General features: G+C 73.6%; 17 protein-coding genes. 5 read left to right on the top strand and 12 right to left on the bottom strand.

Annotated elements, in window-relative coordinates; translation table 11 throughout:
- Nucleotides 1-96: 96 nt before the first annotated feature.
- A complete protein-coding gene (locus tag AB0L74_RS18180) occupies nt 97-2,475 on the bottom strand; it encodes a SpoIIE family protein phosphatase (protein ID WP_365652587.1) in 2,379 nt (792 codons plus the stop codon).
- A gap of 262 nt (nt 2,476-2,737) precedes the next feature.
- Between AB0L74_RS18180 and AB0L74_RS18175 the strand changes: the two genes are divergently transcribed.
- The 4 genes from AB0L74_RS18175 to AB0L74_RS18160 all read left to right on the top strand — a co-directional run bounded on the left by AB0L74_RS18175 (nt 2,738) and on the right by AB0L74_RS18160 (nt 9,010).
- On the top strand, nt 2,738-5,833 hold the full coding sequence (locus AB0L74_RS18175) for a glycoside hydrolase family 2 TIM barrel-domain containing protein (protein WP_365652584.1): 3,096 nt from the start codon (nt 2,738-2,740) through the stop codon (nt 5,831-5,833).
- Nucleotides 5,834-5,996: 163 nt separating this feature from the next.
- The gene (locus tag AB0L74_RS18170) at nt 5,997-8,240 is read left to right on the top strand and encodes a glycoside hydrolase family 9 protein (RefSeq protein ID WP_365652581.1); all 2,244 of its coding nucleotides are present in this window, start codon (nt 5,997-5,999) and stop codon (nt 8,238-8,240) included.
- Nucleotides 8,241-8,382: 142 nt separating this feature from the next.
- Nucleotides 8,383-8,628: a hypothetical protein gene (locus AB0L74_RS18165; RefSeq protein ID WP_029384821.1), complete on the top strand. Its 246-nt coding sequence runs from the start codon at nt 8,383-8,385 to the stop codon at nt 8,626-8,628.
- A 4-nt stretch (nt 8,629-8,632) separates the two neighbouring features.
- The gene (locus AB0L74_RS18160) at nt 8,633-9,010 is read left to right on the top strand and encodes a toxin Doc (RefSeq protein WP_365652576.1); all 378 of its coding nucleotides are present in this window, start codon (nt 8,633-8,635) and stop codon (nt 9,008-9,010) included.
- A gap of 42 nt (nt 9,011-9,052) precedes the next feature.
- Here the strand turns inward: AB0L74_RS18160 and AB0L74_RS18155 are convergent, their stop codons facing one another.
- Nucleotides 9,053-10,222 (bottom strand): lactate 2-monooxygenase, encoded by a 1,170-nt coding sequence (locus AB0L74_RS18155; protein WP_365652573.1) that lies wholly within the window; start codon nt 10,220-10,222, stop codon nt 9,053-9,055.
- 380 nt (nt 10,223-10,602) lie between these two features.
- Here AB0L74_RS18155 and AB0L74_RS18150 point away from each other — a divergent pair, with 380 nt between their 5' ends.
- Nucleotides 10,603-11,037 carry a protease inhibitor gene (locus tag AB0L74_RS18150; RefSeq protein ID WP_365652570.1) on the top strand — a complete coding sequence of 145 codons (435 nt, stop codon included), beginning with the start codon at nt 10,603-10,605 and terminating at the stop codon, nt 11,035-11,037.
- Between the two features lie 127 nt (nt 11,038-11,164).
- Here the strand turns inward: AB0L74_RS18150 and AB0L74_RS18145 are convergent, their stop codons facing one another.
- The 10 genes from AB0L74_RS18145 to AB0L74_RS18100 form a co-directional block, all read right to left on the bottom strand.
- On the bottom strand, nt 11,165-11,413 hold the full coding sequence (locus AB0L74_RS18145; protein ID WP_365652567.1) for a CDGSH iron-sulfur domain-containing protein: 249 nt from the start codon (nt 11,411-11,413) through the stop codon (nt 11,165-11,167).
- Nucleotides 11,394-12,038, bottom strand: coding sequence for a HemK2/MTQ2 family protein methyltransferase (locus AB0L74_RS18140; protein WP_365652563.1), 645 nt, complete (start codon nt 12,036-12,038; stop codon nt 11,394-11,396). The genes AB0L74_RS18145 and AB0L74_RS18140 overlap by 20 nt, the downstream gene beginning before the upstream one ends.
- Nucleotides 12,039-12,068: 30 nt before the next feature.
- Complete coding sequence (locus AB0L74_RS18135; protein ID WP_365652728.1) at nt 12,069-13,088, bottom strand: iron-containing redox enzyme family protein; 1,020 nt, start codon at nt 13,086-13,088, stop codon at nt 12,069-12,071.
- Between the two features lie 144 nt (nt 13,089-13,232).
- Nucleotides 13,233-13,415 carry a hypothetical protein gene (locus tag AB0L74_RS18130; RefSeq protein ID WP_365652560.1) on the bottom strand — a complete coding sequence of 61 codons (183 nt, stop codon included), beginning with the start codon at nt 13,413-13,415 and terminating at the stop codon, nt 13,233-13,235.
- Nucleotides 13,416-13,483: 68 nt separating this feature from the next.
- Nucleotides 13,484-14,491, bottom strand: coding sequence for a Ppx/GppA family phosphatase (locus tag AB0L74_RS18125; protein ID WP_365652557.1), 1,008 nt, complete (start codon nt 14,489-14,491; stop codon nt 13,484-13,486).
- Nucleotides 14,492-14,600: 109 nt separating this feature from the next.
- The gene (locus AB0L74_RS18120) at nt 14,601-17,420 is read right to left on the bottom strand and encodes an NHLP bacteriocin export ABC transporter permease/ATPase subunit (RefSeq protein ID WP_365652554.1); all 2,820 of its coding nucleotides are present in this window, start codon (nt 17,418-17,420) and stop codon (nt 14,601-14,603) included.
- A 1-nt stretch (nt 17,421) separates the two neighbouring features.
- Complete coding sequence (locus AB0L74_RS18115) at nt 17,422-19,647, bottom strand: NHLP family bacteriocin export ABC transporter peptidase/permease/ATPase subunit (RefSeq protein WP_365652551.1); 2,226 nt, start codon at nt 19,645-19,647, stop codon at nt 17,422-17,424.
- Entirely contained in the window at nt 19,644-20,450 is an 807-nt protein-coding gene (locus AB0L74_RS18110) for an HlyD family efflux transporter periplasmic adaptor subunit (RefSeq protein ID WP_365652548.1), read from the bottom strand. The genes AB0L74_RS18115 and AB0L74_RS18110 overlap by 4 nt, the downstream gene beginning before the upstream one ends.
- A 127-nt stretch (nt 20,451-20,577) precedes the next feature.
- The gene (locus AB0L74_RS18105; protein WP_365652545.1) at nt 20,578-20,793 is read right to left on the bottom strand and encodes a type A2 lantipeptide; all 216 of its coding nucleotides are present in this window, start codon (nt 20,791-20,793) and stop codon (nt 20,578-20,580) included.
- A gap of 513 nt (nt 20,794-21,306) precedes the next feature.
- Nucleotides 21,307-23,466, bottom strand: coding sequence for a SpoIIE family protein phosphatase (locus AB0L74_RS18100; RefSeq protein ID WP_365652543.1), 2,160 nt, complete (start codon nt 23,464-23,466; stop codon nt 21,307-21,309).
- Between the last annotated feature and the right edge of the window lie 204 nt (nt 23,467-23,670).

Here is a 23,670-nt window from a genome sequence, read left to right as displayed (position 1 = left end):
CAGTCGAGTGTCCGCCGCCGGGGCCGGAAAAACCCGGCGGATCCCCGGAAGCCGTCAGGAGCGGGGGAGAAACGGGGCCGGGGCGCCGGGCGGCCCTCACATGCCCTCGAGCAGCCCCAGCTCGGCCCAGATCGTCTTGCCCTCGACCGTGTGCCGGCTGCCCCAGCGCTGGGTGAGCTGCGCGACCAGCAGCAGCCCGCGTCCGCCCTCGTCCCACGTCTTGGCACGGCGCAGGTGGGGTGCCGTGTGGCTGGTGTCGGACACCTCGCAGATCAGGGTCGCCGTGTCGTGGATCAGCCGCAGCCGGATGGGCGGGGCACCGTACCGGATGGCGTTGGTGACCAGCTCACTCACCACCAGTTCGGCGGTGAACGACGCCTCCGTCAGGGACCAGGCGGACAACTGGTCCAGCACCTGCTTGCGGATGGGCGCGACCAGCGACGGATCGGCGGGGATGTCCCACGTGGCGACCTGGGAGGCGGGCAGCCCCCGGGTGCGCGCCAGCAGCAGGGCCACGTCGTCGGCGGCGCCGCCGGGCGGCAGCAGGGCGTGCAGCACGCGGTCGCAGGTCCCGTCGAGCGATTCCGGCGCGCCGGACAGGGCGCCGCACAGCAGGTCCTGGGCGACGTCGAGATCCCGCCGGCGGTTCTCGATCAGCCCGTCGGTGTAGAACGCCAGCACCGTGCCCTCGGGCAGCAGCAGGTCGGCGGATTCGAACGGGAGCCCGCCCAGGCCCAGTGGAGGACCCGAGGGCAGCTCGATGGGCCGGGCCGTCCCGCCGGGCGGCACCATGACGGGCGGGGGATGGCCGGCCCGGGCCAGGGTACAGCGCCGCGAGACCGGGTCGTACACCGCGTACAGGCAGGTGGCGCCGACCTCGCCGGTGCCGTCGCCGCCGGTTTCCTCCGACAGCCGCAGCACCAGGTCGTCGAGGTGGGTGAGGAGTTCGTCGGGCGCCAGGTCGATGTCGGCGAGCGTGCGCACGGCGGTGCGCAGCCGTCCCATCGTGGCCGACGCCTGGATGCCGTGGCCGACGACGTCGCCGACCACCATCGCGACCCGCATCCCGGACAGCGGGATCACGTCGAACCAGTCGCCGCCCACGCCGGAGCGCGCCGCCGGGAGATAGCGCGAGGCCGCTTCCACCGCGGCGGTGGGCGGCAACGTGCGCGGCAGCAGGCTGCGTTGCAGGGTCAGGGTCGTCTCGCGTTCGCGGGAGTAGCGGCGGGCGTTGTCGATGCAGACGGCGGCGCGGGCGGTGACCTCCTCGGCCAGCAGCACGTCGTCGTGGGTGAAGGGGTCCGGGCGCCGGAAGCGGCTGAAGACCGCCACGCCGAGGGTGGTGCCGCGGGCTTGCAGCGGCACGGACATCGTGGAGTGGACGCCGTACTCCCGCGCCCGCCGGAAGCGGGCAGCGTCCCACTCCAGCCACCCCTCCGGCTCCCCGGGGGGCATCGTCGCGACGACGGCGCGGCCCGTGACCAGCGAGTCGGCCTGCGGGGTGCCGGCCGGATAGGTGTCCAGCTGTCCCTGCTTGGCCACGGCTTCCGGGCATCCCTCGGTGACCGACCGGTGGGCCGTGCGCCGCAGGCCGACCGGCGGGTCCGGCACGGCGGGCGGCTCCCCGCCGTACTCCTGGCCGTCGAGCAGGTCGACGCTGACGAAGTCGGCGAGGACGGGGACGCACACGTCCGCCAGTTCCTGGGCCGTACGGGAGACGTCGAGGGTGGTGCCGATGCGCACGCTGGCCTCGTTGACCAGCTGGAGCCGCTCCCGGGCACGGTGCTGCTCGGTGAGGTCGTGGGCCATCACACACAGTCCGCGCACCTGCCCGCCGGGGTCCCTGAGCGGCGCGATGCGCGCCAGCCATGCGTGGGCCCGGCTCTCCGCGGCCGCCTTGAGATGCGCCTCCATGTCGTAGCCCTGGCCGGTCTCGAGCACCCGGCGCATGTACTCCTCGATCTCCGCGTTCTCCGGCCGGCCGCTGACGTCGGTGGGCCGCAGACCGCGGATGCGGGCGGGCGGCAGTTTCATCAGCCGTGCCATCGCGTCGTTCAGATCACGCAGGCGGAGTTGGTCGTCGAAGACCATCATGGCGCAGGGCGACTGCCGCAGCGCCGCGGCGACCAGGGGGTCGTCCGGCCGTTCGGCGTTGCTTTCCAGCGGTGTGGCCACGAGCCAGGTGGGCGGGCGGCCCCCCGCCGCCGCCCGGCGGTTGGCCAGCACCCACACCGGCAGGGTGCGGCCGTCGCGGTGGCGCAGCGCGAGTGTGCCGCTCCAGCGTTCGCTCCCGGGCGGGAGAGGCGGGTGCGGGCCCGCGACGGCCAGCAACTCGGCTGCGGGACGGCCCACGACGTCCGCCGCCGTGTGTCCCAGGAGCCGGCGGGCGCCCTCGTTCCACTTCAGCAGGGTGCCGGAGTCGTCGATGACGGCCCGGGCCGTGTCGGCTTCGTCGAACGGGTTGTCCGGGCTCATGCTCGCCACTCCACGAACTCACAGTGAACGGTGTGTCACTTGGGACGCAAGCCTAGTGTGTCGCGGGCCCGAGCGGACCGGAACGTCGTACATCCCCGCAGTTCACCGTCCCGGGGGACAGGTGGACGGCGGCCCGCCGAGGCAACGCGTGGGAGGGAAGGACGGTGCCGCCCCCTTGACGGACGTGTGTGCCGCACCGACAGAATCTGTTCGTTCACGATGAGTTATGAGCACTTCTGGTCCCCGATGAGGGAGAGTCGTCATGACAGTCACGCGCAGATCGGTCCTCGCCGTCTCCGCGGCCGCCCCGGCGGCCGCGGCGCTCCCGGGCGCCGCGGCGGCCCGGGCCGCGGACGTGACGGGCGACGCCCCCGGCCGCCGGACCGTCGCCCTGCGCGACGGCTGGCGTTTCGCGCTGGTGAACCCGGGCGGGATCACCGACCCGACGGGGGAGTACACGCGGGCCGCCGAGCCGGAGTACGACGACGCGGCGTGGCGGCGGGTGGCCGTGCCGCACGACTGGAGCATCGAGCAGACGCCCACGACCGGGCACGGCACGACCAGCGGCACCGGATTCCTCCCCGGCGGCCTCGGCTGGTACCGCCTCGCCTTCACCCTGCCGCCCGCGTACGAGGGCAAGCGGATCTCGGTCGAGTTCGACGGCGTCTACATGGACGCGTACGTGTACTGCAACGGCCGGGAGATCGGCCGGCACCCCTACGGCTACACGGGTTTCGCCCTCGACCTCACCGACGTGGCGCACACCGACGGCCGGACCCCCAACGTCCTCGCGGTCAAGGTCCAGAACCGGCTGCCCAGCAGCCGCTGGTACTCCGGCAGCGGCATCTACCGCGAGGCCCGCCTGGTCGTCACCGAACCGGTGCACGTGGCGCGCTGGGGAACCCAAGTGACGACCCCTCAGGTGACGGACGACCGGGCCCAGGTGCGGGTCCGCACCACGGTCGCGAACACGTCGGGGGCCGCTCGGCGGGTCGAGATCGGGTCGGTGATCGAAGACCCGGACGGGAACACGGTGGCCCGCGCCGCCTCCACGGCCCCGGTCGCCGGCGAACACACCGAGACCCATGAACTGACCGTCCCCCGCCCCCGTCTGTGGGACTTCGCCACCCCGCACCGCTACACCCTGCGGACCGAACTGCGCGTCGACGGCCGGAGCGTCGACACCTACGACACCCCCTTCGGCATCCGCACCTTCCACGTCGACCCCGAGGAGGGCTTCCACCTCAACGGCGCCTACACCAAGCTCAAGGGCGTCGACCTCCACCACGACCTGGGCGCGCTGGGCGCCGCGGTCAGCGTCGACGCGATCCGCCGGCAGATGGACATCATGAAGTCCATGGGCGTCAACGCCCTGCGCACCTCGCACAACCCGCCCGCGCCCGAACTGATCCGCGTCTGCGAGGAATTGGGCATCGTGATGGTGGTGGAGGCGTTCGACTGCTGGCGGACCGGCAAGAACCCCTACGACTACGGCCGGTTCTTCGACGAGTGGTGCGAGAGGGACGCCACCGAGATGGTGCACGCGGCCCGCAACTCGCCCGCCGTGGTGATGTGGTCCATCGGCAACGAGGTGCCGGACTCCACGTCCACCGCCGGGCTCGCCATGGCCGACCGGATCATCGACGCGATCCGGGCCGCCGACGACACCCGTCCCCTCGTCATCGGCTCCGACAAGTACCGCCGTCTGCCCGCCAAGGGCTCGCCCGCCGACCTGATGCTGGCCAAGCTGGACGGCCTCGGCCTCAACTACAACACCGCCAAGTCGGTGGACGCGCTGCACGAGGCGTATCCCCACCTGTTCCTCTTCGAGTCGGAGTCGTCCTCGGAGACCTCCAGCCGCGGCACCTACCAGGAGCCCGAGCGTCTCAACACCGGCGAGAACCACACGCCGGGCAGGAGGGCGACCTCCTCGTACGACAACAACCTCGCCTCCTGGACCATGAGCGGTGAGTACGGCCACAAGAAGGACCGCGACCGCAAGTGGTTCGCCGGGCAGTTCCTGTGGTCGGGCATCGACTACATCGGGGAGCCCACGCCGTACGACGTCTTCCCGGTCAAGGCGTCCTTCTTCGGCGCCGTCGACACCGCCGGCTTCCCCAAGGACATGTACCACCTCTTCCGGAGCCAGTGGACCGACGAGCCGATGGTCCACCTGCTGCCCATGAGCTGGAACCACCAGGAGGGCGATACGGTCGAGGTGTGGGCGTACGCCAACGTGGCCACCGTCGAGCTGTTCCTCAACGGCAGGTCCCTCGGGACGCGGAGCTTCGACACCAAGACGACCGTCGACGGCCGGGCGTACCTGGAGACCACCGAGGCGACCGGCGACGACAAGACCTTCACCGACGGCCCCTACCCCGGCAGCTACACCAGCCCCAACGGCAGTGCCGGCAAACTCCATCTGACCTGGAAGGTGCCCTACCAGCCGGGCGAACTCAGGGCCGTGGCCCGGCGGGACGGCGAGGTCGTCGCCACCGACGTCCTGCGCACCGCCGGGGCGCCGCACACGATACGGCTGACGCCGGACCGCGCCTCGCTCGCCGCGGACGGCCGCTCCCTGGTGTTCGTGACCGCCGAGGTGGTCGACCGGCACGGCGTGATGGTGCCGGACGCCGGGCACCTGCTCTCCTTCGAGGTCACGGGCGGATCCCTGGCCGGCCTCGACAACGGCCGCCAGGAGAGCGCCGAGCGCTACCAGGCGAGCACCCGCACCGCCTTCCACGGCAAGGTGCTGGCCATCGTCCGCGCCGGCACCCGGGCCGGGACGCTGCGGGTGACCGCCCGCGCGGACGGGCTGCGCACCGGCACGGCAGCCGTGCGGACCACCCGGGCCGCCTCCCGCGCGACCACACCCGCGCCCGTCTTCGGCCCGGACCATCCCGCGCCGGAGAACTACCCGTACGCGGACGCCGGTTACTCCGGCCGCCCCGACACCCCGCCGGCCGCCATGCTGGACGGCGACCCGGCCACCGGCTGGTCCAACGGCTTCCTCAAGGCGGCCACCGCCCTGCTGCCCGCCTTCGACGGGGCCCGCGCCGAGGACTGGGTCTCGGTCGACTACGGACGGACGCGGGCCTTCGACCGCCTGGAGGTCTCCTTCACCGTCGACGGGGGGCACAGCCTGCCGGCCACGGCCGAGGTCGCCGTCTTCGACGGCCGCGGGTGGCGGGCGGTCCGCGGCGCCCGTGTCGACTGGGCCACCGCCTCCGACGCGCCCACCGTCATCACCTTCGACCGGGTCCGGGGTTCCCGGCTGCGCCTGACGCTGACGAGCCGTCACCCGGGGCGGCCCCAGGGGGCGGTGCGTATCAGCCGGTGGGAGGCGCCCGCCGTGTGAGCCGGGCGGGCCGGTGCGGGCGCAGCGGCCGGGGCGGGATGCAACCACTCCCGTCCCGACCGTTGACGCGGTGTCATGGCTGCAACAACGATGTCCCTGCATCCGCTTTTGGGAGCGCTCCCATCATGAGCGTTCCCCGCCCCTCCCCTTGAGGAGCCCAGACGTGAAAAGACGCAGAACCGCCCTGCTGTCCCTGACGGCCCTGCTGGCGACGGCGCTCACCGCGCTGCCCGCCGCGCAGGCCGGGGCCGAGGAGGTCGAGCAGGTCAGGAACGGCACCTTCGACGCCGGCACCGCCCCCTGGTGGACCAGTGCCAACGTCACCGCGGGCGTGTCCGAGGGCCGGCTGTGCGCCGACGTCCCCGGCGGCACCACGAACCGCTGGGACGCGGCCGTCGGCCAGAACGACATTCCCCTCGTCAAGGGAGAGTCCTACCGCTTCTCCTTCTACGCGGACGGCACCCCCGCCGACCACGTCGTCCGGGCCGTCGTCGGGCTGTCGGTGGAGCCGTACGACGCGTACTACGAGGTGAGCCCGCAGCTCAGCGTCTCGGGCAACCGCTACTCCTACACCTTCACCTCGCCCGTCGACACCGCCCAGGGCCAGGTCGCCTTCCAGGTCGGCGGCGGCGCCGACCCCTGGCGGTTCTGCCTGGACGACGTGTCCCTGCTGGGCGGGGTCACACCGGAGCCGTACGAGCCCGACACCGGGCCCCGGGTCCGCGTCAACCAGGTCGCCTATCTGCCCTCCGGGCCGAAGAACGCCACCCTGGTCACCGACGCCGCCTCCCGGCTGCCCTGGCAGCTGAAGAACGGTGCCGGGACGGTGGTCGCCCGCGGCTGGACCGTGCCGCGCGGCACCGACGCCTCCTCCGGGGAGAACGTCCACTCGATCGACTTCGGCGGCTTCCGGACGCGCGGCAAGGGCTTCACGCTGGTCGCCGACGGGGAGAGCAGCCGCCCGTTCGACATCGGCACGGACGCCTACGAGCGGCTGAGCGTGGACGCGGCGAAGTTCTACTACACCCAGCGCAGCGGCCTGGCGATCCGCGACGACCTGCGCCCGGGCTACGCCCGCCCGGCCGGGCACGCGGGCGTCGCGCCCAACCAGGGCGACACCGACGTGCCGTGCCAGCCCGGGGTGTGCGACTACCGGCTCGACGTCTCCGGCGGCTGGTACGACGCGGGCGACCACGGCAAGTACGTCGTCAACGGCGGCATCTCCGTCTGGGAGCTGCTGAGCACCTACGAGCGCGCCCTGCACGCCCGCACCGGAGAGCCGGAGAAGTTCCGCGACGGCTCCCTCGCCATCCCGGAGAGCGGCAACAAGGTGCCCGACCTGCTCGACGAGGTCCGCTGGGAGCTGGACTTCCTGCTGAAGATGCAGGTGCCGGAGGGGCAGCCGCTGGCCGGCATGGCCCACCACAAGATCCACGACGAGAACTGGACCGGGCTGCCGCTGCTGCCCAGCGACGACCCGCAAAAGCGCGAGCTCCACCCGCCGACCACCGCGGCGACGCTCAACCTGGCCGCCGCGGCCGCCCAGGCGGCCCGCCTGTACAAGCCCTACGACCGCGAGTTCGCCGCCAGGGCGCTCGCCGCGGCCCGCACGGCGTGGGAGGCGGCCCAGGCGCACCCCGACGTCTACGCGTCCGAGAGCGACGGCATCGGCGGCGGTGCCTACCCGGACCGGAACATCGACGACGAGTTCTACTGGGCGGCGGCCGAGCTCTACCTCACCACCGGCGAGAAGCGGTTCGCGGACCATGTGCTGAACTCCCCGGTGCACACCGCGGACATCTTCGGCCCGGTCGGCTTCGACTGGGCGCGCACCGCGGCGGCGGCCCGTCTGGACCTGGCCACCGTGCCGAGCCGGCTCCCCGGCCGGGACAAGGTCCGCCGGTCCGTCGTGCAGGGCGCCGACCGCTACCTGGCCACGCTGAAGGCCCATCCGTACGGCATGCCGTACGCTCCCGACGGCCACCTCTACGACTGGGGCTCCAGCCACCAGATTTTGAACAACGCGGTCGTGCTGGCCAGCGCCTACGACATCACGGGCGGCTCGAAATACCGTGACGGCGCGGTCCAGAGCATGGACTACATCCTCGGCCGCAACGCCCTGAACATCTCCTACGTCACCGGGTACGGCGACGTCACCGCGCAGAACCAGCACAGCCGCTGGTACGCCCGCCAGCTCGATCCCAAGCTGCCGAACCCGCCGGCCGGCTCGCTCTCCGGCGGTCCCAACTCGAGCATCCAGGACCCCGTCGCCCAGAGCAAACTCCAGGGCTGTGTCGGGCAGTTCTGCTACATCGACGACATCCAGTCCTGGTCGACCAACGAGATCACCATCAACTGGAACGCGGCTCTGACCTGGATGGCGTCCTTCGTGGCGGACCAGGGCTGACCGTCCCGTTTCCGCCGTCTCCGTCCCGCCGTGCGGCCGCCCACCGGCCGCCGCACGGCCTGTCCCACCCCCAGGTACCGCGCGTCAGCGCCGTGACCTGGGGGTATTTACGTCATGGTACCCGCGCGGTACCGTAGGGAGCATGCCAGCTCTGAACGTGGAGTTCAGCGACCGCGAACTGGAGGATCTGCGGCAGATCGCCAAGGAGCGCGGTACGTCGATGAAGGCCCTGGTGCGCGAGGCGGCCGCCGCCGACATAGCGCGGCACCGGGCGTTGCAGGAGGGCGCGGAGGCGTTCCGCCGGTTCTTCGCCGCCCACGCGGAGGAGTTCGCCGCCGCCTTCCCCGACGACGAACCGCCCGCCAAGGGCGAGGGCCGGGCCGCCTGATTCCATGGCGGCCGTCCTCCACATCGATGTGCCCTGGCTGCTCCAGCGCCATGAAGAGGTCCTGCCGGACCAGCCCACGATCAACGACTTCTCGGCGCTGGTCGCCGCCGTCGCCCGGCACCGCGTCGACCCGCCCCGGCTGGGCGTCGACTCCGACCCGGCCTGGCGGGCCGCCGCCCTGCTGCACACCCTCGCCGTCCTCAGGCCCCTCCCGTCGGCCAACGCCCGTTTCGCCTGCGCCACGGCGGTCGCGTACATGTTCGTCAGCGGGGTCGGCATCGACCCGCCCTACGGCGCCCTCGTCGACCTCGCCCGCGACCTGATGTCCGGCGCGGCCGACGTCTACGGGGCGGCCGACCGGCTGCGGGCCTGGCAGATCTGAGACCGTCCGGAGCCGTGGCGGAGCGGGTCCGGCGCCGGCCCGTCAGGCGGCGCCCTCCACGAGGTCGGCGGGGCTCAGCGCCGACGGAGTGGCGTGGCCGGACAGGGCGAGCGTGAGGTCGAACTCGGCGAGCAGGCAGCGGATCACGTGCTCGACGCCGGCCTGGCCGTCCAGGCCGAGCCCGTAGGCGTAGGGACGGCCCAGGAGGACCGCCCGCGCGCCCAGGGCGAGCGCCTTGAAGACGTCGTCGCCGGTGCGCACCCCGCTGTCGAACAGGACGGTGAGCCGGTCGCCGGCCGCCTTCACCACCCCGGGCAGCGCGTCGGCCGCCGCCACCGCGCCGGCCACCTGACGGCCCCCGTGGTTGGAGACCACGACGCCGTCCATCCCGGCGTCGGCCGCGAGACGGGCGTCGTCCGGGTGCAGGACGCCCTTCAGCACGATCGGGCCGTCCCAGTTCTCCCGCAGGAACGCCAGGTCCGGCCAGGTCTTGCCGGGGTCGGCGAACATGCCGACGAAGTGCGTGACGGCCGCGTCCGGGTCCTCGTGCACGGGCTTGGCCAGACCCGCCCGGAACGCGGGGTCGGAGAAGTAGTTGGCGGTGCCGACGCCGTGCAGGAACGGCAGGTACGCCTGGTCGAGATCGCGGGGGCGCCAGGACAGCAGCGGCGTGTCCAGGGTGACGAACAAGGCGGTGTATCCGGCGGTCTTCGCCCGGATCAGGAAGCTGCGGGCGACCTCGCGGTCCTTGGGCCAGTACAGCTGGAACCAGCGCTCCGCGTCGCCCATCGCCTCGGCCACCTGCTCCAGGGGCGTGCTGGACGCCGAGGAGAGGATGTACGGCACGCCCTGCGCGGCGGCGGCCCGGGCGGCGGCCGGTTCGGCGTCCGGATGCATGATCGACAGCACCCCGACCGGCGCGAGGGCCAGCGGGGCGGGCAGGGGGCGGCCCAGCACCCGGACCGACAGGTCCCGCTCGCGCACGTCCCGCAGCATCCGCGGCACGATGCGGCGGCGTTCCAGCGCCGCCCGGTTGGCGCGCGCGGTGCTGCCGTCGCCCGCGCTGCCCGCCACGTAGCCGACCGGACCCGGGCCGAGCCGCTGCTCGGTGAGCGCCTCCAGCCGGGTCAGGTCGGTGGGCAGCCGGGGCACGGCACCCGTCATCCCGTTCAGGTAGATCTCGTACTGGAAGTCCGCCCAGTGCTTCGCCATGCGTGTGTCCCGCCTCTCGTCGTCGAGGTAGCGCCGCCCAGACGATACTCGCGAGTAGCCCGGGCCCGGGCCGGAGAGGAGGTCCCGGGGGCGAGGGAGCCGGGCGATCGGCCGGGGTTCGGAGCGGCATGTTTCAGGCCGATTGGCGAACGCGGAGATCACGCCATGGGACCGGTACGAGCGATCAAGAATCGCCAGGAACCGGCATTGGAACGTTCGAATTCCGTGACATCGCGCCACTGATTCAATACGCAAGGTTACCGAAATCTATGGGGTCGATGTGAGTTCCGGCGGCGGACTCGGCAGACTCGCGCTCGCCGTCCCGGATCCCGACCGGGTCCGGCCGGCGACCCATCGAATCGAGCGGAAGGATGCACACGATGCGGAACACCGCGCGCTGGGCGATGACCCTCGGCCTCACGGCCGCCACCGTCTGCGGGCCCCTGGCCGGGGCCGCCCTCGCCGCCCCGGAGCACACGCCCGCCTCGCTCCACGCCCCCTCGGCCCTGGTGCTCACCGTCGGCCGCGGAGAGAGCGCGGCCTTCGCCACTCCGGTCCGCGCGGTCACCCTGACCTGCGCCCCGCGGCCCGCGGGCACCCATCCGGCCGCGGGCCCGGCCTGCGCCGAACTGCGCGGCACCGGCGGCGACTTCGACGCCCTGGCCGCCGACGACGGCGTGTTGTGCACCAAGGAGTACGACCCGGTGGTGGTCACCGTCGACGGGGTCTGGGAGGGCCGGCGTGTCTCCTACGAGCGCACCTTCGCCAACGAGTGCGTGAAGAACGCCCACGGCGCGGGCGTCTTCGCGTTCTGAGACCGGCACCGCGCGGTGCCCGTGACGTGTCAGGGGCCCGTTGCTGGGGAGTGCGGGCCTGTCACGGGCCGGCGCGGTGCCACACCGGGGGCGGCGGACGGAGTGGGGCCGTCCGCCGCCCCCGGAATCACGTGCCGTCCCGCCGGGGCCGCTCGTCGCAGGAGGGCCCCTCACCCGGCCGGGACCGGGCGCGGTGACTGGTGTCGCACCAGGGGAAGCGCCGGCTGCGGCGGCAGGTGCACAGGGCGACCCGGAAGCGGTCGGAGGACACCGTCGTGCCGTCCTCCAGCTCCACCTCCACCGGCCCCTCCACCAGCAGCGGGCCCCGGCGTTGGACGGTGATCCGGCGGGGGGTGTCAGACGGGGAGTTCGGCACGGACGACCACCAGCTCTTCCTTGTTCTCCGCCGGGGACAGCAGCCCCCGCTGCCGCAGCCAGCGCTCCCGGCCGCGCAGCACGGGACCGAGTGAGATCCGCCGGCGCCGGACCACCGCCGCCTTCAGACCGGCCTCGCGCAGGTACCTGACGGTCCGGCCGGGATCGCTGAGCGCGGACTGCACGATCAGCAGCACACCGCCGGGGCGCAGCAGGGCGGGGCCCTCCCGGCAGATCCGGTCCAGCACGAGCCGGCCGTCCGGCCCCGCGTCCCAGGCCCGGGCGGCACCGCGCGGCCGGGTGCCGCCGTCCGGCGCGGGCACATACGGCGGATTGGCCAGGATCAGGTCGAAGGACTCACCGCGGACCGGCTCGAAGAGGTTGCCGCGCCGCACCCTGACCGGCAGCCCGGCCAGCCGGGCGTTGAGCCGGGCGGCGCACGCCGCCCGCCTGGACACGTCGACGGCGGTCACCCGCCCGCCCCGCCGCGCGGCCCGCAGCGCCAGCGCGCCGGAACCCGTCCCCACGTCGAGCACGGCGGCCCCCGCGGGAAGGGGTTCCTCATACAGCGCTTCGGCCAGCAGTTCGGTGTCCTCCTGAGGGGCGTACACGCCCGGTAGCACCATGGGATTCACGCGTCCCAGGTACCCCGCGGATCAGGAAGTATGGGAGACGGGCACCCCGCCGGGCAGGGCGGTGCGCAGGGACGAGCGGCCCGCCCGCCAGTCGGCGAGCAGCCGCGCGGCGAAGCGGTCCTCCACGTGGGCGGTGGCGTCGATCCCGAAGACCACGTCCGCGGCCAGGTGCGGCTCCTGCTCCAGCAGACCGCCGATCACGTCGTGGCGCACCACCTGCTCGTGGACGGCGTCGGCCTCGACGTGCTCGTCGTAGAAGTGCTCGGCGGCGGGCCCGGCCCCGGTCCGGCGCATCGCCTCGGCGAGCCGGCGCGACCCGGGCGAGGACGTGATCTCCACCGAGGCGAAGTGGCCCACCAGGGCGCCGCGCAGGCCGCGGTGGAGACCGAAGAGGGACATGAGGTTCACCGTGGCGAGCGCCTCCCCGGACGCCTCGTCCAGGTAGTGCCCGTAGGTGGTGTCCAGGCCCAGATCCGTCATCAGGCCGGCGAACAGACGGGCGTGGACGCGGTCGGGACGGCCGCCGCCGTACTCGTCGAACTCCACCGCCGCCATCGCCGCCTTGGCCCGGCCGTGCAGCCGGGGCAGCACCCAGGCGTGCGGGTCCGCCTCCTTCAGGTGGTACAGGGACCGCAGGGCCGCGTACTCGCGCAGGTGCCACAGCTCGCCCTCGTCGCGCAGGAAGTGGGTGACGCCCGAGCCGTCGGCCGGTTCGACGAGGAGGCCGGCGACCGCGTCCTCGACGCTCGCGTGCACCCGGGTGCCGGCGCGCAGCGCGGACAGGAAGCGGTGCTCCAGCGCGGCGCGGGTGCGCAGCAGGTCGGGGTCCCACTCGCGGTCGGGGGAGACGCCCGCGAAGCCGCGGTAGTGCAGCTCGTAGCACACATAGAGGGCGAGTTGGAGATCGTCGCCGTACGGGGACGCGGCGGCGGCGGTCTCGGGGTGGGGCAGCGGGCCCGCACCCAGCAGGTACTCCGTGACGGCGGCGGACAGCGGTCCCCGGGCCGTCGGCAGCCGGGGACCTTCGCGGTCGTGATCCAGATCCATGGGCTGCGGGTACCCGGGCGCGGCGCGAGAGCACCTTCCCGGTGCGTGTCCCATGTCTCCCGGACACCTCCTCACGTGCGCGGACGGCGACGGCCCGCCTCGGGGCCGTCGCCGTCCGCGCACATGGAGGTGCCTGCTTCAGTCGCCGCGGGACTCCTCCTGGGCCCGGAGGTTGGTCGTGAGGGCGTCCCCGGCCTCGCCGCGGTGCCGCCGCGCCTCCTCGGACTCCGACGAGCGCGTCTCGGCCTCCTCGACCTCGCGCAGCACCGCCTCGATCGCCGTCTCGGGCTTCTTCCGGGCGCGGTCGCCGTCATGGGACACGGCTGTCTCCTTCCGTGGTGCTCTCTCTGTTCCTCCGGTGCCCGGCCGCGGCGGCCGGACACCGGCGCTCAGCTGGTCGTGGTCGCGATGCGCAGCGGCACCGGGTCCGGGGCAGGGGCCTCGTCACCGCGCCGGGTGACCTCCGCCCACCAGGACGGGCCGTCCTCGATGTGCCGCAGCATGATGCCCTCGCGGATCGCCCAGGGGCAGACCGTCACCGTTCTCAGGCCCGTCAGCTTCATCGCGGTGTGCCCGACCACCGCGCCGGCCAGGCTCTGCGCGGCCCGCGGCGCGGAGATGCCGGGCAGCCGGGACCGTTCCGCGGCGGGCAGCGCGGCCAGCCGGTCGATCGCCCGCCGCAGGTCCCCGCAGCGCAGCTCGCGCTCCACGAACGGCCCGTGCCGTCCGGGCGCGGCCCCGCACAGCCGGCCCAGCTGCTGGAAGGTCCGCGAGGTGGCCACCGCGGTGCGCGGGCCCTCCCAGCGGATCCGTCCCGCCACGTCCCGCAGCTGGTGGCGCACACTGCGCCGCAGCGCCCGCACCAGCTCCGGCGGCGGCGGGTCGCAGCCCTCGAAGAACTCGTGGGTGAGCCGTCCCGCCCCGAGCGGCAGCGAGGCCACGAAGTCGGGCAGCCGGCCCCGGCCGAAGGCGACCTCCAGCGAGCCGCCGCCGATGTCGAGCAGGGCGAGGGGACCCGCCCGCCAGCCCATCCAGCGCCGGGCCGCCAGGAACGTCAGCTCCGCCTCCACCTCGCCCGGCAGGGTGCACAGGGCCACCCCCGTGCCGGTCCGCACGGTGCGCAGCACCTCCTGCCGGTTCGGGGCGGCCCGTACCACCGCGGTCGCGAAGGCCAGCGGACCGGCGGCACCCCAGCGGGTCGCGGTCCCGCTCGCCTCGGCGACCGCGTCGACGAGCCGCTCGACGGCGCCCTGCGGGATCGGGTCCCCCGGTCTGACCTGCTGCGACAGCCGCAGCCGCCACTTGGCGGTGTGCACCGGCAGCGGCACGCCGCCCTCCGCGTCCGCCACCACTAGCCGGACCGTGTTCGATCCGACGTCCACCACGCTGATCCGCATGCCCGGCAGGTACCCACTCGGCGGGCGCGTCAACGGAGCCGGGCGGGGGACGGCCGGCATCCATCGCCACGGCGGCGGAAACCCGCGTACCGGGACCGCCGCGCGTCCCTCAGGCGAGCTGCCGCCGCACCAGCTCGTGCAGCCGGCTCCCCGTGTCGGCGAGCAGCTGCGCGGGCGGGCCCTGCTGGGCGACCTTGCCGTCCTCCATCACGATCACACGGTCGGCGTCCAGCACGGTCGACAGGCGGTGGGCGATGACGACGCGGGTGGCGTTGAGCGCCTTGGTGGACTCGATCACCGTGCGCTGTGTCTCGTTGTCCAGGGCGCTTGTCGCCTCGTCGAAGAAGAGGATGCGCGGACGGCGGATCAGCGCCTGGGCGATCATCAGCCGCTGCCGCTGGCCACCGGAGACCGCCCCGCTGCCCGAGACGATGGTGTGCAGCCCCATCGGCATCCGCCGGATGTCCTCGGCGAGCCCCGCCATCTCGGCGGCCGCCATCACCTCCTCCGGCGTGTACGGCTCCGTGCCGCAGATCACGTCCATGATCGAGCCGGTGAACGGCTGCGCGTGCTGGAGCACCACCCCGCACTGGCGGCGTACCGCGGACTGGTCCAGGGCGGCCAGGTCCTGGCCGTCGTAGAGCACACTGCCCGACAGCGGACGGTCGAAGCCGATCAGCAGCCTGAGCAGGGTCGACTTGCCGCAGCCGCTCGGGCCCACGATCGCCACGAACTCGCCCGGCCGCACCTCGAACGACACATCGTCCAGGATCAGCGGCCCGTCGTCGGTGTACCGGAACGACAACCGCCGCGCCTCGATCGCCCCGGACAGCGGACCCGGCCGGGTGCTGGCCGTACGCACCTCCGGCGTCGCCTCCAGCACCGGTTTGATCTCCTCGAACAGCGGCAGCGCCGCCACCGCCGAGACGAACGCGCCGGTCAGCTGGGTCACCGAGGTCAGCAGCATGGTCACCGACGTGCTGAAGGTGAGGAAAGCCGCCGCCGACATCGAGCCGCGCGCCGGTCCCGCCAGCAGCATGAACATCACCAGCGTGCACAGCGGCAGGTACACCGCGCCCAGCACGGCGTTGAGGTTCTTGACGCGGCCCGCCTTGCGCTGGAGCTCACGGCTGTGCGCGAAACGCTCCGCCCAGGCGGCGTACGCGTAGTTCTCGGCCGCGGCCACCCGCAGCTTGGGCAGGCCCCGCAGCGTCTGGAACGCCTGGTTGTTCAGCTTGTTGGTGAGTACCACCAGCCGCCGCTGCCAGCGCACCTGCCACAGGCCGAGCCCCAGGAAGACCGCGGCGATCACGACGAGCATGCCGATCGCCGCCAGCGCCATCGGCATGCTGTACCACAGCAGCAGCCCCAGGTTCATCGCGCCGACGGTCACCGACTGGGCGACCGTCGGGCCGACCCCCGCCAGCAGCCGGCGGATCGCGCTGATGCCCATGGCGGCGCTCGCCAGCTCGCCGGTGGAGCGCTCGGTGAAGAACGTCGTCGGCAGTCGCAGCAGCCGGTCCCACACGGCCGGCTGGAGCGTCGCCTCGATCCGGCCCTCCAGCCGCAGGATGGTGAGGTTCTGCAGCAGCATGAACGCCGCCGCCACCACACCGCCGATCAGCACCGCCAGGCAGACCTGGCTGATCAGTTCGGTCTGGGCGCGCGGTACGAACTCGCCGAGCACCTTGCCCGTCGCCAGCGGCACCAGCGCCCCGACCGCCACCGTCACCAGCCCGCTGGCCAGCAGGTTGAGCAGGTCGCCGCGGGTGCCCCGCAGGCAGAACCGCATCAGCCGCAGCGGGCTGAGCCGGCGCTCGGGCAGTGGCCGGTAGAACATCACCGCGCGCGGTTCGAACTCCTCGGCGTTGGCCTTGTCCACGGCCGTCTCCCGCCCGGAGCCCGGATGCACCGCCACGTATCCGCCGCGCCGCCACAGCAGCGCCACCGGCGCCCCGGACAGCGCCCGCCGGCCCACCAGCGGCCCGACGTTCTCCCGCCACCAGCGGCCCTGGAGGCGCACGGCGCGGGTGCGCACCCGGGAGGCGACGGCGACCCGCTCCACCGGGTCGAGCCGGTCGCTCTCGGCGCCGCTGTGCGCGGGCTCGGCCAGCGCGATGCCCGCGGCCCGGGCGACCAGCTTGCACGCCGCGTACGTGGCGTCCGCGTCGGCGGCCGTCGTCCGCTGCGCCGACCGCTTGCCGATCGCCGCCAGCAGGGTCCGGTCGGCCCGGACGCGCACCGCCTCACCGGCCTTGATGCCTTCCGCGGTCCGGGTCTCGTGGGTGCGCTCCAGCTGCTCGATCCAGCGGTCCAGCGTGGTCAGCAGGCGGTACTGCTGGTCGACCATGCTCTGCCACAGCGCCGGGTCCATCAGCAGGTCGGCAGCCGCCTCGGCGCCGTACAGCTCGCCGTACCGCACGCTGCCCGGCGGCACCTGCATCCAGAACACGTCGTCGTCGGCGGCGGGCGCCGCGGCCCGCTCGGTGGCCATCGGCGCCTGGAACAGGATGGACAGGCCGCGGCCGACGCCGAGGGCGAGGGCGTGCTCCAGCGGGCTCGTCGCCGGCGGGACGTACTGCGGCTGGCCGTACTCGTCGTACGCCCAGGTCTGTGTGGTCGCCGGCTGGTAGAGCTCCCGCAGGCCGATGCGGTGCACCACGCAGTCGCGCAGCGGGCGGGCCACCAGCGTGTGCTGCGGTCCGGCGACCGGGCCGAGCAGCAGCGAACCCGCCTCCAGACGGCCGAGGTGGTGCCAGTGGCCCTGCTGCGCGGCGTCCACCGCGAACAGGTCGACGGCGCCCGCCGCGACCAGCCACAGCACCTGCGGGCCCTCCAGGTCCAGCCGGCTGAAGCCGGCGCAGTCCAGGCGGGTGCCCAGCCGGCCGAGCGCGCCGAGGACCAGGTCCTCCTCGTGGACGGACGTCATCTCACCGCTCCCTGACCAGTGCCGCGTACGCGCCGCCGCGCGCCACCAGCTCCTCGTGCCGCCCGCGCTCGACGACCGTGCCGTGCTGGAGCACGACGATCTCGTCGCTGTCGCGCACGGTGCTGAGCCGGTGCGCGATCACCACACAGGCGCAGCCCCGCTTGCGCAGGTTGTCCATGACCACCTGTTCGGTCTCGGCGTCCAGCGCGCTCGTCACCTCGTCCAGCACGAGGATGCTGGGCCGGCGCACCAGCGCCCGCGCGATCTCCAGGCGCTGGCGCTGCCCGCCGGAGAAGTTGCGGCCGTCCTGCTCCACCCGGCTGTGGATGCCGCCGGGGCGGCGCGTCACCACGTCGTACAGGGCGGCGTCGCGCAGCGCCTCCATCACCGCGTCGTCGGGGATGGACGGGTCCCACAGCGCCACGTTGTCGCGGACCGTGCCCTCGAAGAGGAACACCTCCTGGTCGACGAAGGAGACGGAGGCGGCCAGCGCCCCGCGCGGGATGTCCTCGATCCGCCGCCCGTCGATGCGGATGACGCCCTCCCACGGCGTGTACAGACCCGAGATCAGCCGGGACACCGTGGACTTTCCGCTGCCCGAGCCGCCGACCAGTGCCACCTGCTGCCCCGGGCCGACGACCAGGTCGAAGCCGCTGAGCAGGGGCTTGTCGAGGGGGTTGTAGCCGAAGGTGATGTTCTCCAGCTCGACATGGCCCCGCAGGCGGCGCGTGGAGTCGCCGGCGCCGGGGCGGCCGTAGAGCGGATCGGCCTGGAAGTTCTCGACGTCCTTCAGACGGGCCACGTCGGCCGCGAAGTCCTGGATGCGGCCCGCGACGCCGTTCAGACGGGTCAGCGGGGCGGTGAAGCGGGCCACCAGCGCCTGGAAGGCGACCAGCAGCCCGACCGAGATGTGGCCCTCCACCGCGCGCATGCCGCCGATCCACAGGATCAGCGCGCTGTTGAAGGTGGCGAGCGTCGGCGCCACCACGCCCAGCCAGGCGCTCGGCACCCCGAGCCGCTGCTGCTCCTCCAGGGTCGTGGCGTGCTGCCCGGCCCACTTGCGGAAGTAGCCGTCCTCGCCGCCGGTCGCCTTCATCGTCTCGATCAGTTGCAGACCGGTGTACGAGGTGTTGGTGAGCCGCGCGGTGTCCGCCCGCAGCTTCGCGGTGCGCGTGGCGCGCAGCCGGATGACGACCCGCATCGCCACGATGTTCAGCAGCGCCACGCCGATGCCGACGAAGGTCAGCTGGGGGTCGTAGGTGTACATCAGCAGCGCGTACAGGACGACGACCACCGCGTCCACGCCCGCCGCCGCCAGGTCGCGGGCCAGGGTCTCGGCCACCGCGTCGTTGGACTGGAGCCGCTGGACCAGGTCGGCCGGGCTGCGCTGGGAGAAGAACGTCACCGGCAGCCGCAGCAGATGGCGCAGGAAGCGGGCGCTGGACAGAGTCGAGGAGATGAGCCGGCCGCGCAGCAGGTTGGCCTGCTGGAGCCAGGTCAGGACGACGGTGAGCAGCACGCACGCCGCCATCGACGTGAACAGCACGCCCAGCAGCGAGGTCTGCCGGCCGATGAGGAATTCGTCGATGTAGGTGCGGCTGAGCGCGGGCACCGCCGCGCCGACGATCACCAGCAGCAGGCTCGCCAGCACCGCGGCCGGCAGGGTGCCCGCGGTGCCGCGCAGCCGGGCCGGCATCGCGCCCAGCACGCCCGGCCTGCGCCCGCCCCGGGTGAAGCCCTCGCCGGGCTCCAGGACCAGGACCACGCCGGTGAAGCTGCCGTCGAACTCCTCCAGCGGCACGAACCGGCGCCCCTTGCCGGGGTCGTTGATGTACACCCCGCGGCGGCCGAAGCGGCGGCCCATGCCGTCGTAGACGACGTAGTGGTTGAACTCCCAGAACAGGATGGCCGGCGCCTTGACCTCGGCGAGGGCGGCCAGGTCCATCTGCATGCCCTTGGCGGTCAGGCCGTAACCGCGCGCCGCCTTGAGCAGGTTGCTGGCGCGCGAGCCGTCGCGGGAGACACCGCAGGCGATGCGCAGCTCCTCCAGCGGGACGTGGCGGCCGTAGTGGCCGAGCACCATCGCCAGGGAGGCGGCGCCGCACTCGACGGCCTCCATCTGGAGCACGGTCGGGGTGCGGACGGTCTTCGTGCGGGCCTTGGGCACCGTGCGCTTGGGCGGCGGGGCGGCACGGCGTCTGCCCCGGGTCTTCAGGTCGGCGGTCACGGCAGCAGCCAATCGACGGGACGCTGGTCGGCCAGCCGGATCGAGCCCGTGGCCAGGGTCATGGAGGTGAGGGCGTACGGCGGTCCGCCGGCCGTCGACCAGACGTAGCCGCTCTTCGTTGCGGAGGAGGTGTCGAGGCGGACCGTCACGGCGATGGGCCTGCCCTCCTTGGTGAACTGCTCGCCGAGCTGGCTGTCGCCGAGGAACGCGCCGATCTGCTGCGCGGACTGGGCGGAACGGTCCACCGACTTCACATGGCCGCGCAGCACGCCGTACTCCTGGGAGGGCACCGACTGCACGGTCAGGTCCACGGCGGCGCCCGCCCGGATCTCGGCGGCGTTCTCGGCGGGGACGTACACGGTGGCGTACAGGGGGTCCCGGGCGCGGGCGACCTTCTCGACGGCGGCGACGTTCGCGCCGGTCTGGACGATCTGCCCGACGGTGGCGGCGAGCGCGCTGACCCGGCCCGCGTCGAGGGCGCGGACGGCCGTCTCGCCCTCGGCGGTACGGACCTTCAGCACCGGCGCGCCGGCGGGCAGCCGCTCGCCCTGCTCGGCGAGGACGGCGGTGACCTGGCCGGCGACGGGGCTCTGCAGCACGTAGCTGCCCTGCCCGTGGGTGAGGACGGCGGGCGCGCTGACGGTGGAGGCGACCGAGCCGGTCACCGCCCACACGGACGCGGCGGCCATCGCGACGACGGTCACGGACAGGACGAGCCAGCCCTGCGGGCGGGCGAACCGCACCGGGAGATCGAGCTCCTCCGGCGACTGGAGCCTGGCGAGGGCCTGCTGGCGGAACTGCACGGACCTTCCCTCACCTGCGGAACGTGGCGGAACTTGACGGAACCGGCCCGGACGGGCCGGTGTGACGGCACCCGAGAGTCCCGGAGCCGGGGAGCGGCTCCGGGACTTCGGTAGCGCGTGGGCGCGATCAGAGACCGGCGACCAGGCCGGTGACCGGGGCGGTGTTCAGGCCCGTGACGCCCTCGACCGTCTCGACGACGCCGTTCACCAGGCCGGTGACCGGGGCGATGCTGTCCACCACGCCGGTGACGGTGTTCAGGGCGTTGATGGCGAGGCCGCCGGAGACGTTGTCGAGCTCGGCGTCGGCGATCTCGACGGTCTCAACCTGGGGGGTGGAGTTCATGATGGAACTTCCCTTCATATGGATATTCACAAGGGGGGAGCGGCCCCCTCTGGGGACAGATGGACGGCCGCGGCCGCGGGTGCCGGGCGCCCGGCCCGGGAGCCGTTCGCGGCCCCCGCGGTGCGATGGATCAAAGCACGGCGCCAGCCCGCCGTTCCACTCAAGCACCCCCTCCGACCAGGCAGTTCGAACCGTGCGGCCACCTTTTGGTGCAGGTGCGCGCACGGCTTGCTGGCGACTTCTTCACATGCGGCGCGGTGCCGGAGCGCCGACGTCCCCGCGGTCCGGTCGGCGAATCCGGCACTTGGGTCCCAAAGGCGTGAGCGGGGCCGGGCGCTTGTGCAGATCCCCCGGGCGCGGTGACCGGGTTGGGCATTCGATGTGCAGATTCACTGAAGCGAGGATTCCATTCCGTGTCGTCGACAGATCGTTATCGACCGATCGCCGAACGTAATGAAAAGTGGTGTGATCGAGGCTGATATATCCGCAGGAAACAGCCGTGCCGACGCCTTCTCACATCTCCCGCGTCCTGAGCAGCAACAGGGCGATGTCGTCGATGCGTTCCTCCGCGTCCGCGACGTGCCGCACCAGTGTGTCGGCGAGCGCGTCCAGCGGCAGGTCTCCGGCCTCCGCCAGCCGCCGCCCCAGATCGGCGAGGGCGTCCTCGAGGTCGACGCCGGGCGCTTCCACCAGCCCGTCGGTGTAGAGGACGAGCAGGGACCCGGGGGAGAGGTCGGCCTCCGAGCTGGGGTACACCGCCGACGGCTCGATGCCCAGCAGCGGACCGCCGGCCAGATCGAGGACCCGCACCCGCCCGTCCGGCCGCCGCAGCAGGGGCGGAGGGTGCCCCGCGCGGGACAGCACGGCCCGCCGCCGGCCCGGGTCGATCCGCAGGTACAGACAGCTGGCGAACAGATCGCTCCCCAGGTCGATGAGCAGCCGGTTGGTCCGGCGCATGACCTCCTCCGGCGCCTGGCCGACGGCCGTGTACGCGCGGACGGCGGTGCGGATCTGCCCCATCAGCCCGGCCGCGGTCACGTTGTGGCCCTGCACGTCCCCGATCACCGCGGCGGCCATGCCCTCGACGGGCACCAGATCGTAGAAGTCGCCGCCGATGTCCATGCCCCGTGTGGCCGGCAGATAGCGGGCGGCCGCCTCGATCCCCGGCAGGGGCGGCAGCGAGTGCGGCAGCAGGGCCTCCTGGAGCCCGTGGGCCAGACGGTGTTTCGCGTCGTACAGCAGGGCCCGGTCCAGGGCCTGGGCGACCAGCCCGGCCAGGCTGGTCAGCACCGCCCGCTCCTCCGCCGGGAACGGATGCGGCCGGGCGTAGGCGAGCACCCAGGTGCCCACCGGCCGGCCGGAGGCGATCAGCGGCAGATAGGCCCAGGCGGCGAAGCCGTCCGGCGTGGCCTGCCGGGCCGGATACAGGTGCTCCAGCTGCTCCGCGGACTCCAGGAACGCGGGCACCCCCGTCCGCAGGACCTGGGTGCCGGGAGTGCGCTCGGTCAGCGGCATCCCGTCGAACCGCTCCACGACGTACGGGTCCGGATAGCCCCGGTGCCCCAGCACATGCATCCGGCCCGCCCGCGAGCCGAGGACCACCAGAGCCTGGCTGCCCAGCGTGGGGGCGATCTCGTCCGCCACCAGCTGCACCACGTCCTGCACGCCCGCCGCCTCGGTCAGCGCCCCGGCCAGGCTCAGCACCTGCGCGATGGTCACCAGGCGGGACGGCGTCCCGGCCGGCGCCGGACCCCCGGCACCGGACCGTCCGGCCCCGGACACGCCCTGGGACCGGCTGATGCGCACGCTCAGCCCGTTCCGGTCCGGGTACAGCCGGAACGACAGCCACTCGCCGGGCGGGCGCAGCGCCACGAACGAGGTCGTGTGCTGGCTGAGCAGCGCCGCCCGGTAACGGTCCTCGTACACGGGGTCGTTCAGCCACGGCACGGCCGCCCACAGCGGCGTGCCGAGCAGCCTGCCGGCCGGCACGCCCAGCAGTTCGGCCGCCGCCGGATTGACGAAGCCCACGCGCCCGTGCACGTCCAGCGAGCACAGCCCGTACGGCAGCCGCCCCGCCATCCGCACGGCCTCCAGGGCGCCGAGCGACCCGGCCACCGCCCCCGCGGCCGGCGCGGCGGCCGGTTCCGGCTCGTGCCGCGCCGGCGGACGCGTCCGCGCCCCGCGCTCCAGCCGGAGCGCCAGCCGGTCGCAGGCGGCCGCCAGCTGCTCCCGTTCCCGCCCGGACAGCTCCGCGGGGCGCGTGCCCGGCCAGGTCAGGAACACCCCGCCGTACACGGCGGAGCCGGTCGCCACCGGGAGGGCGGCCAGGGCGAACGGGTAGGGGAGCACCACCGCGACCCGCGGATAGCGCCGGGCCATCTCCTCCTCGCCGCCGACCCAGACCAGCCGCCGGTCGCGCACGGCGTCGGCCACCGGGATCCGCGCGCTCATCGGCACCCGCTCCCAGGGCGCCGCGAAGGACCGGGGAAGCCCCGCCATCACCGCCATCTCCAGCACCCGCCGGTCCGCGGAGAGCAGATACACCGCACCGGCGTGCGCGTGGACCTCCTCCATCATCGAGGCCAGCGCCAGCGAAAGCGCCGGCCGGCCGACCACCGGCCCGGAGCCCGGGGGCTCCCCCGGAGTCGACTGCCGGTCGGACACCCCGACCACCTCCTCGCACGGCCGGGCGACGGTCCCAGGGTCAAATCTCCCTCGCGGCGGCCCGCGGCGCACGGCGAGCCGCCCGGCGGCCGCCGAAGGACGCGGCCTACCCGCCCGAGCCGCGGATCCCGCGCGGACAGGGCAGACGCGGTCCGGGCGCGGGCCTAGAGGGGCCCGGCACGGGACGCGATCGCCCCGGTCTCCCGCGCGGCC

The sequence above is a fragment of the Streptomyces sp. NPDC052020 genome, assembly GCF_040680575.1.
In the GTDB taxonomy this organism is placed as follows: domain Bacteria; phylum Actinomycetota; class Actinomycetes; order Streptomycetales; family Streptomycetaceae; genus Streptomyces.
This window is presented reverse-complemented; position numbering and strand designations above follow the sequence as displayed.

Excerpts from the sequence above, each read along its gene's own strand:
- AB0L74_RS18175 (WP_365652584.1), top strand. The coding sequence starts at position 2,738 with ATGACAGTCACGCGCAGATCGGTCCTCGCCGTCTCCGCGGCCGCCCCG.
- AB0L74_RS18180 (WP_365652587.1), bottom strand. The coding sequence starts at position 2,475 with ATGAGCCCGGACAACCCGTTCGACGAAGCCGACACGGCCCGGGCCGTC.
- AB0L74_RS18155 (WP_365652573.1), bottom strand. The coding sequence starts at position 10,222 with ATGGCGAAGCACTGGGCGGACTTCCAGTACGAGATCTACCTGAACGGG.
- AB0L74_RS18125 (WP_365652557.1), bottom strand. The coding sequence starts at position 14,491 with ATGCGGATCAGCGTGGTGGACGTCGGATCGAACACGGTCCGGCTAGTG.
- AB0L74_RS18105 (WP_365652545.1), bottom strand. The coding sequence starts at position 20,793 with ATGAACTCCACCCCCCAGGTTGAGACCGTCGAGATCGCCGACGCCGAG.
- AB0L74_RS18165 (WP_029384821.1), top strand. The coding sequence starts at position 8,383 with ATGCCAGCTCTGAACGTGGAGTTCAGCGACCGCGAACTGGAGGATCTG.
- AB0L74_RS18140 (WP_365652563.1), bottom strand. The coding sequence starts at position 12,038 with ATGGTGCTACCGGGCGTGTACGCCCCTCAGGAGGACACCGAACTGCTG.
- AB0L74_RS18160 (WP_365652576.1), top strand. The coding sequence starts at position 8,633 with ATGGCGGCCGTCCTCCACATCGATGTGCCCTGGCTGCTCCAGCGCCAT.
- AB0L74_RS18120 (WP_365652554.1), bottom strand. The coding sequence starts at position 17,420 with ATGACGTCCGTCCACGAGGAGGACCTGGTCCTCGGCGCGCTCGGCCGG.
- AB0L74_RS18150 (WP_365652570.1), top strand. The coding sequence starts at position 10,603 with ATGCGGAACACCGCGCGCTGGGCGATGACCCTCGGCCTCACGGCCGCC.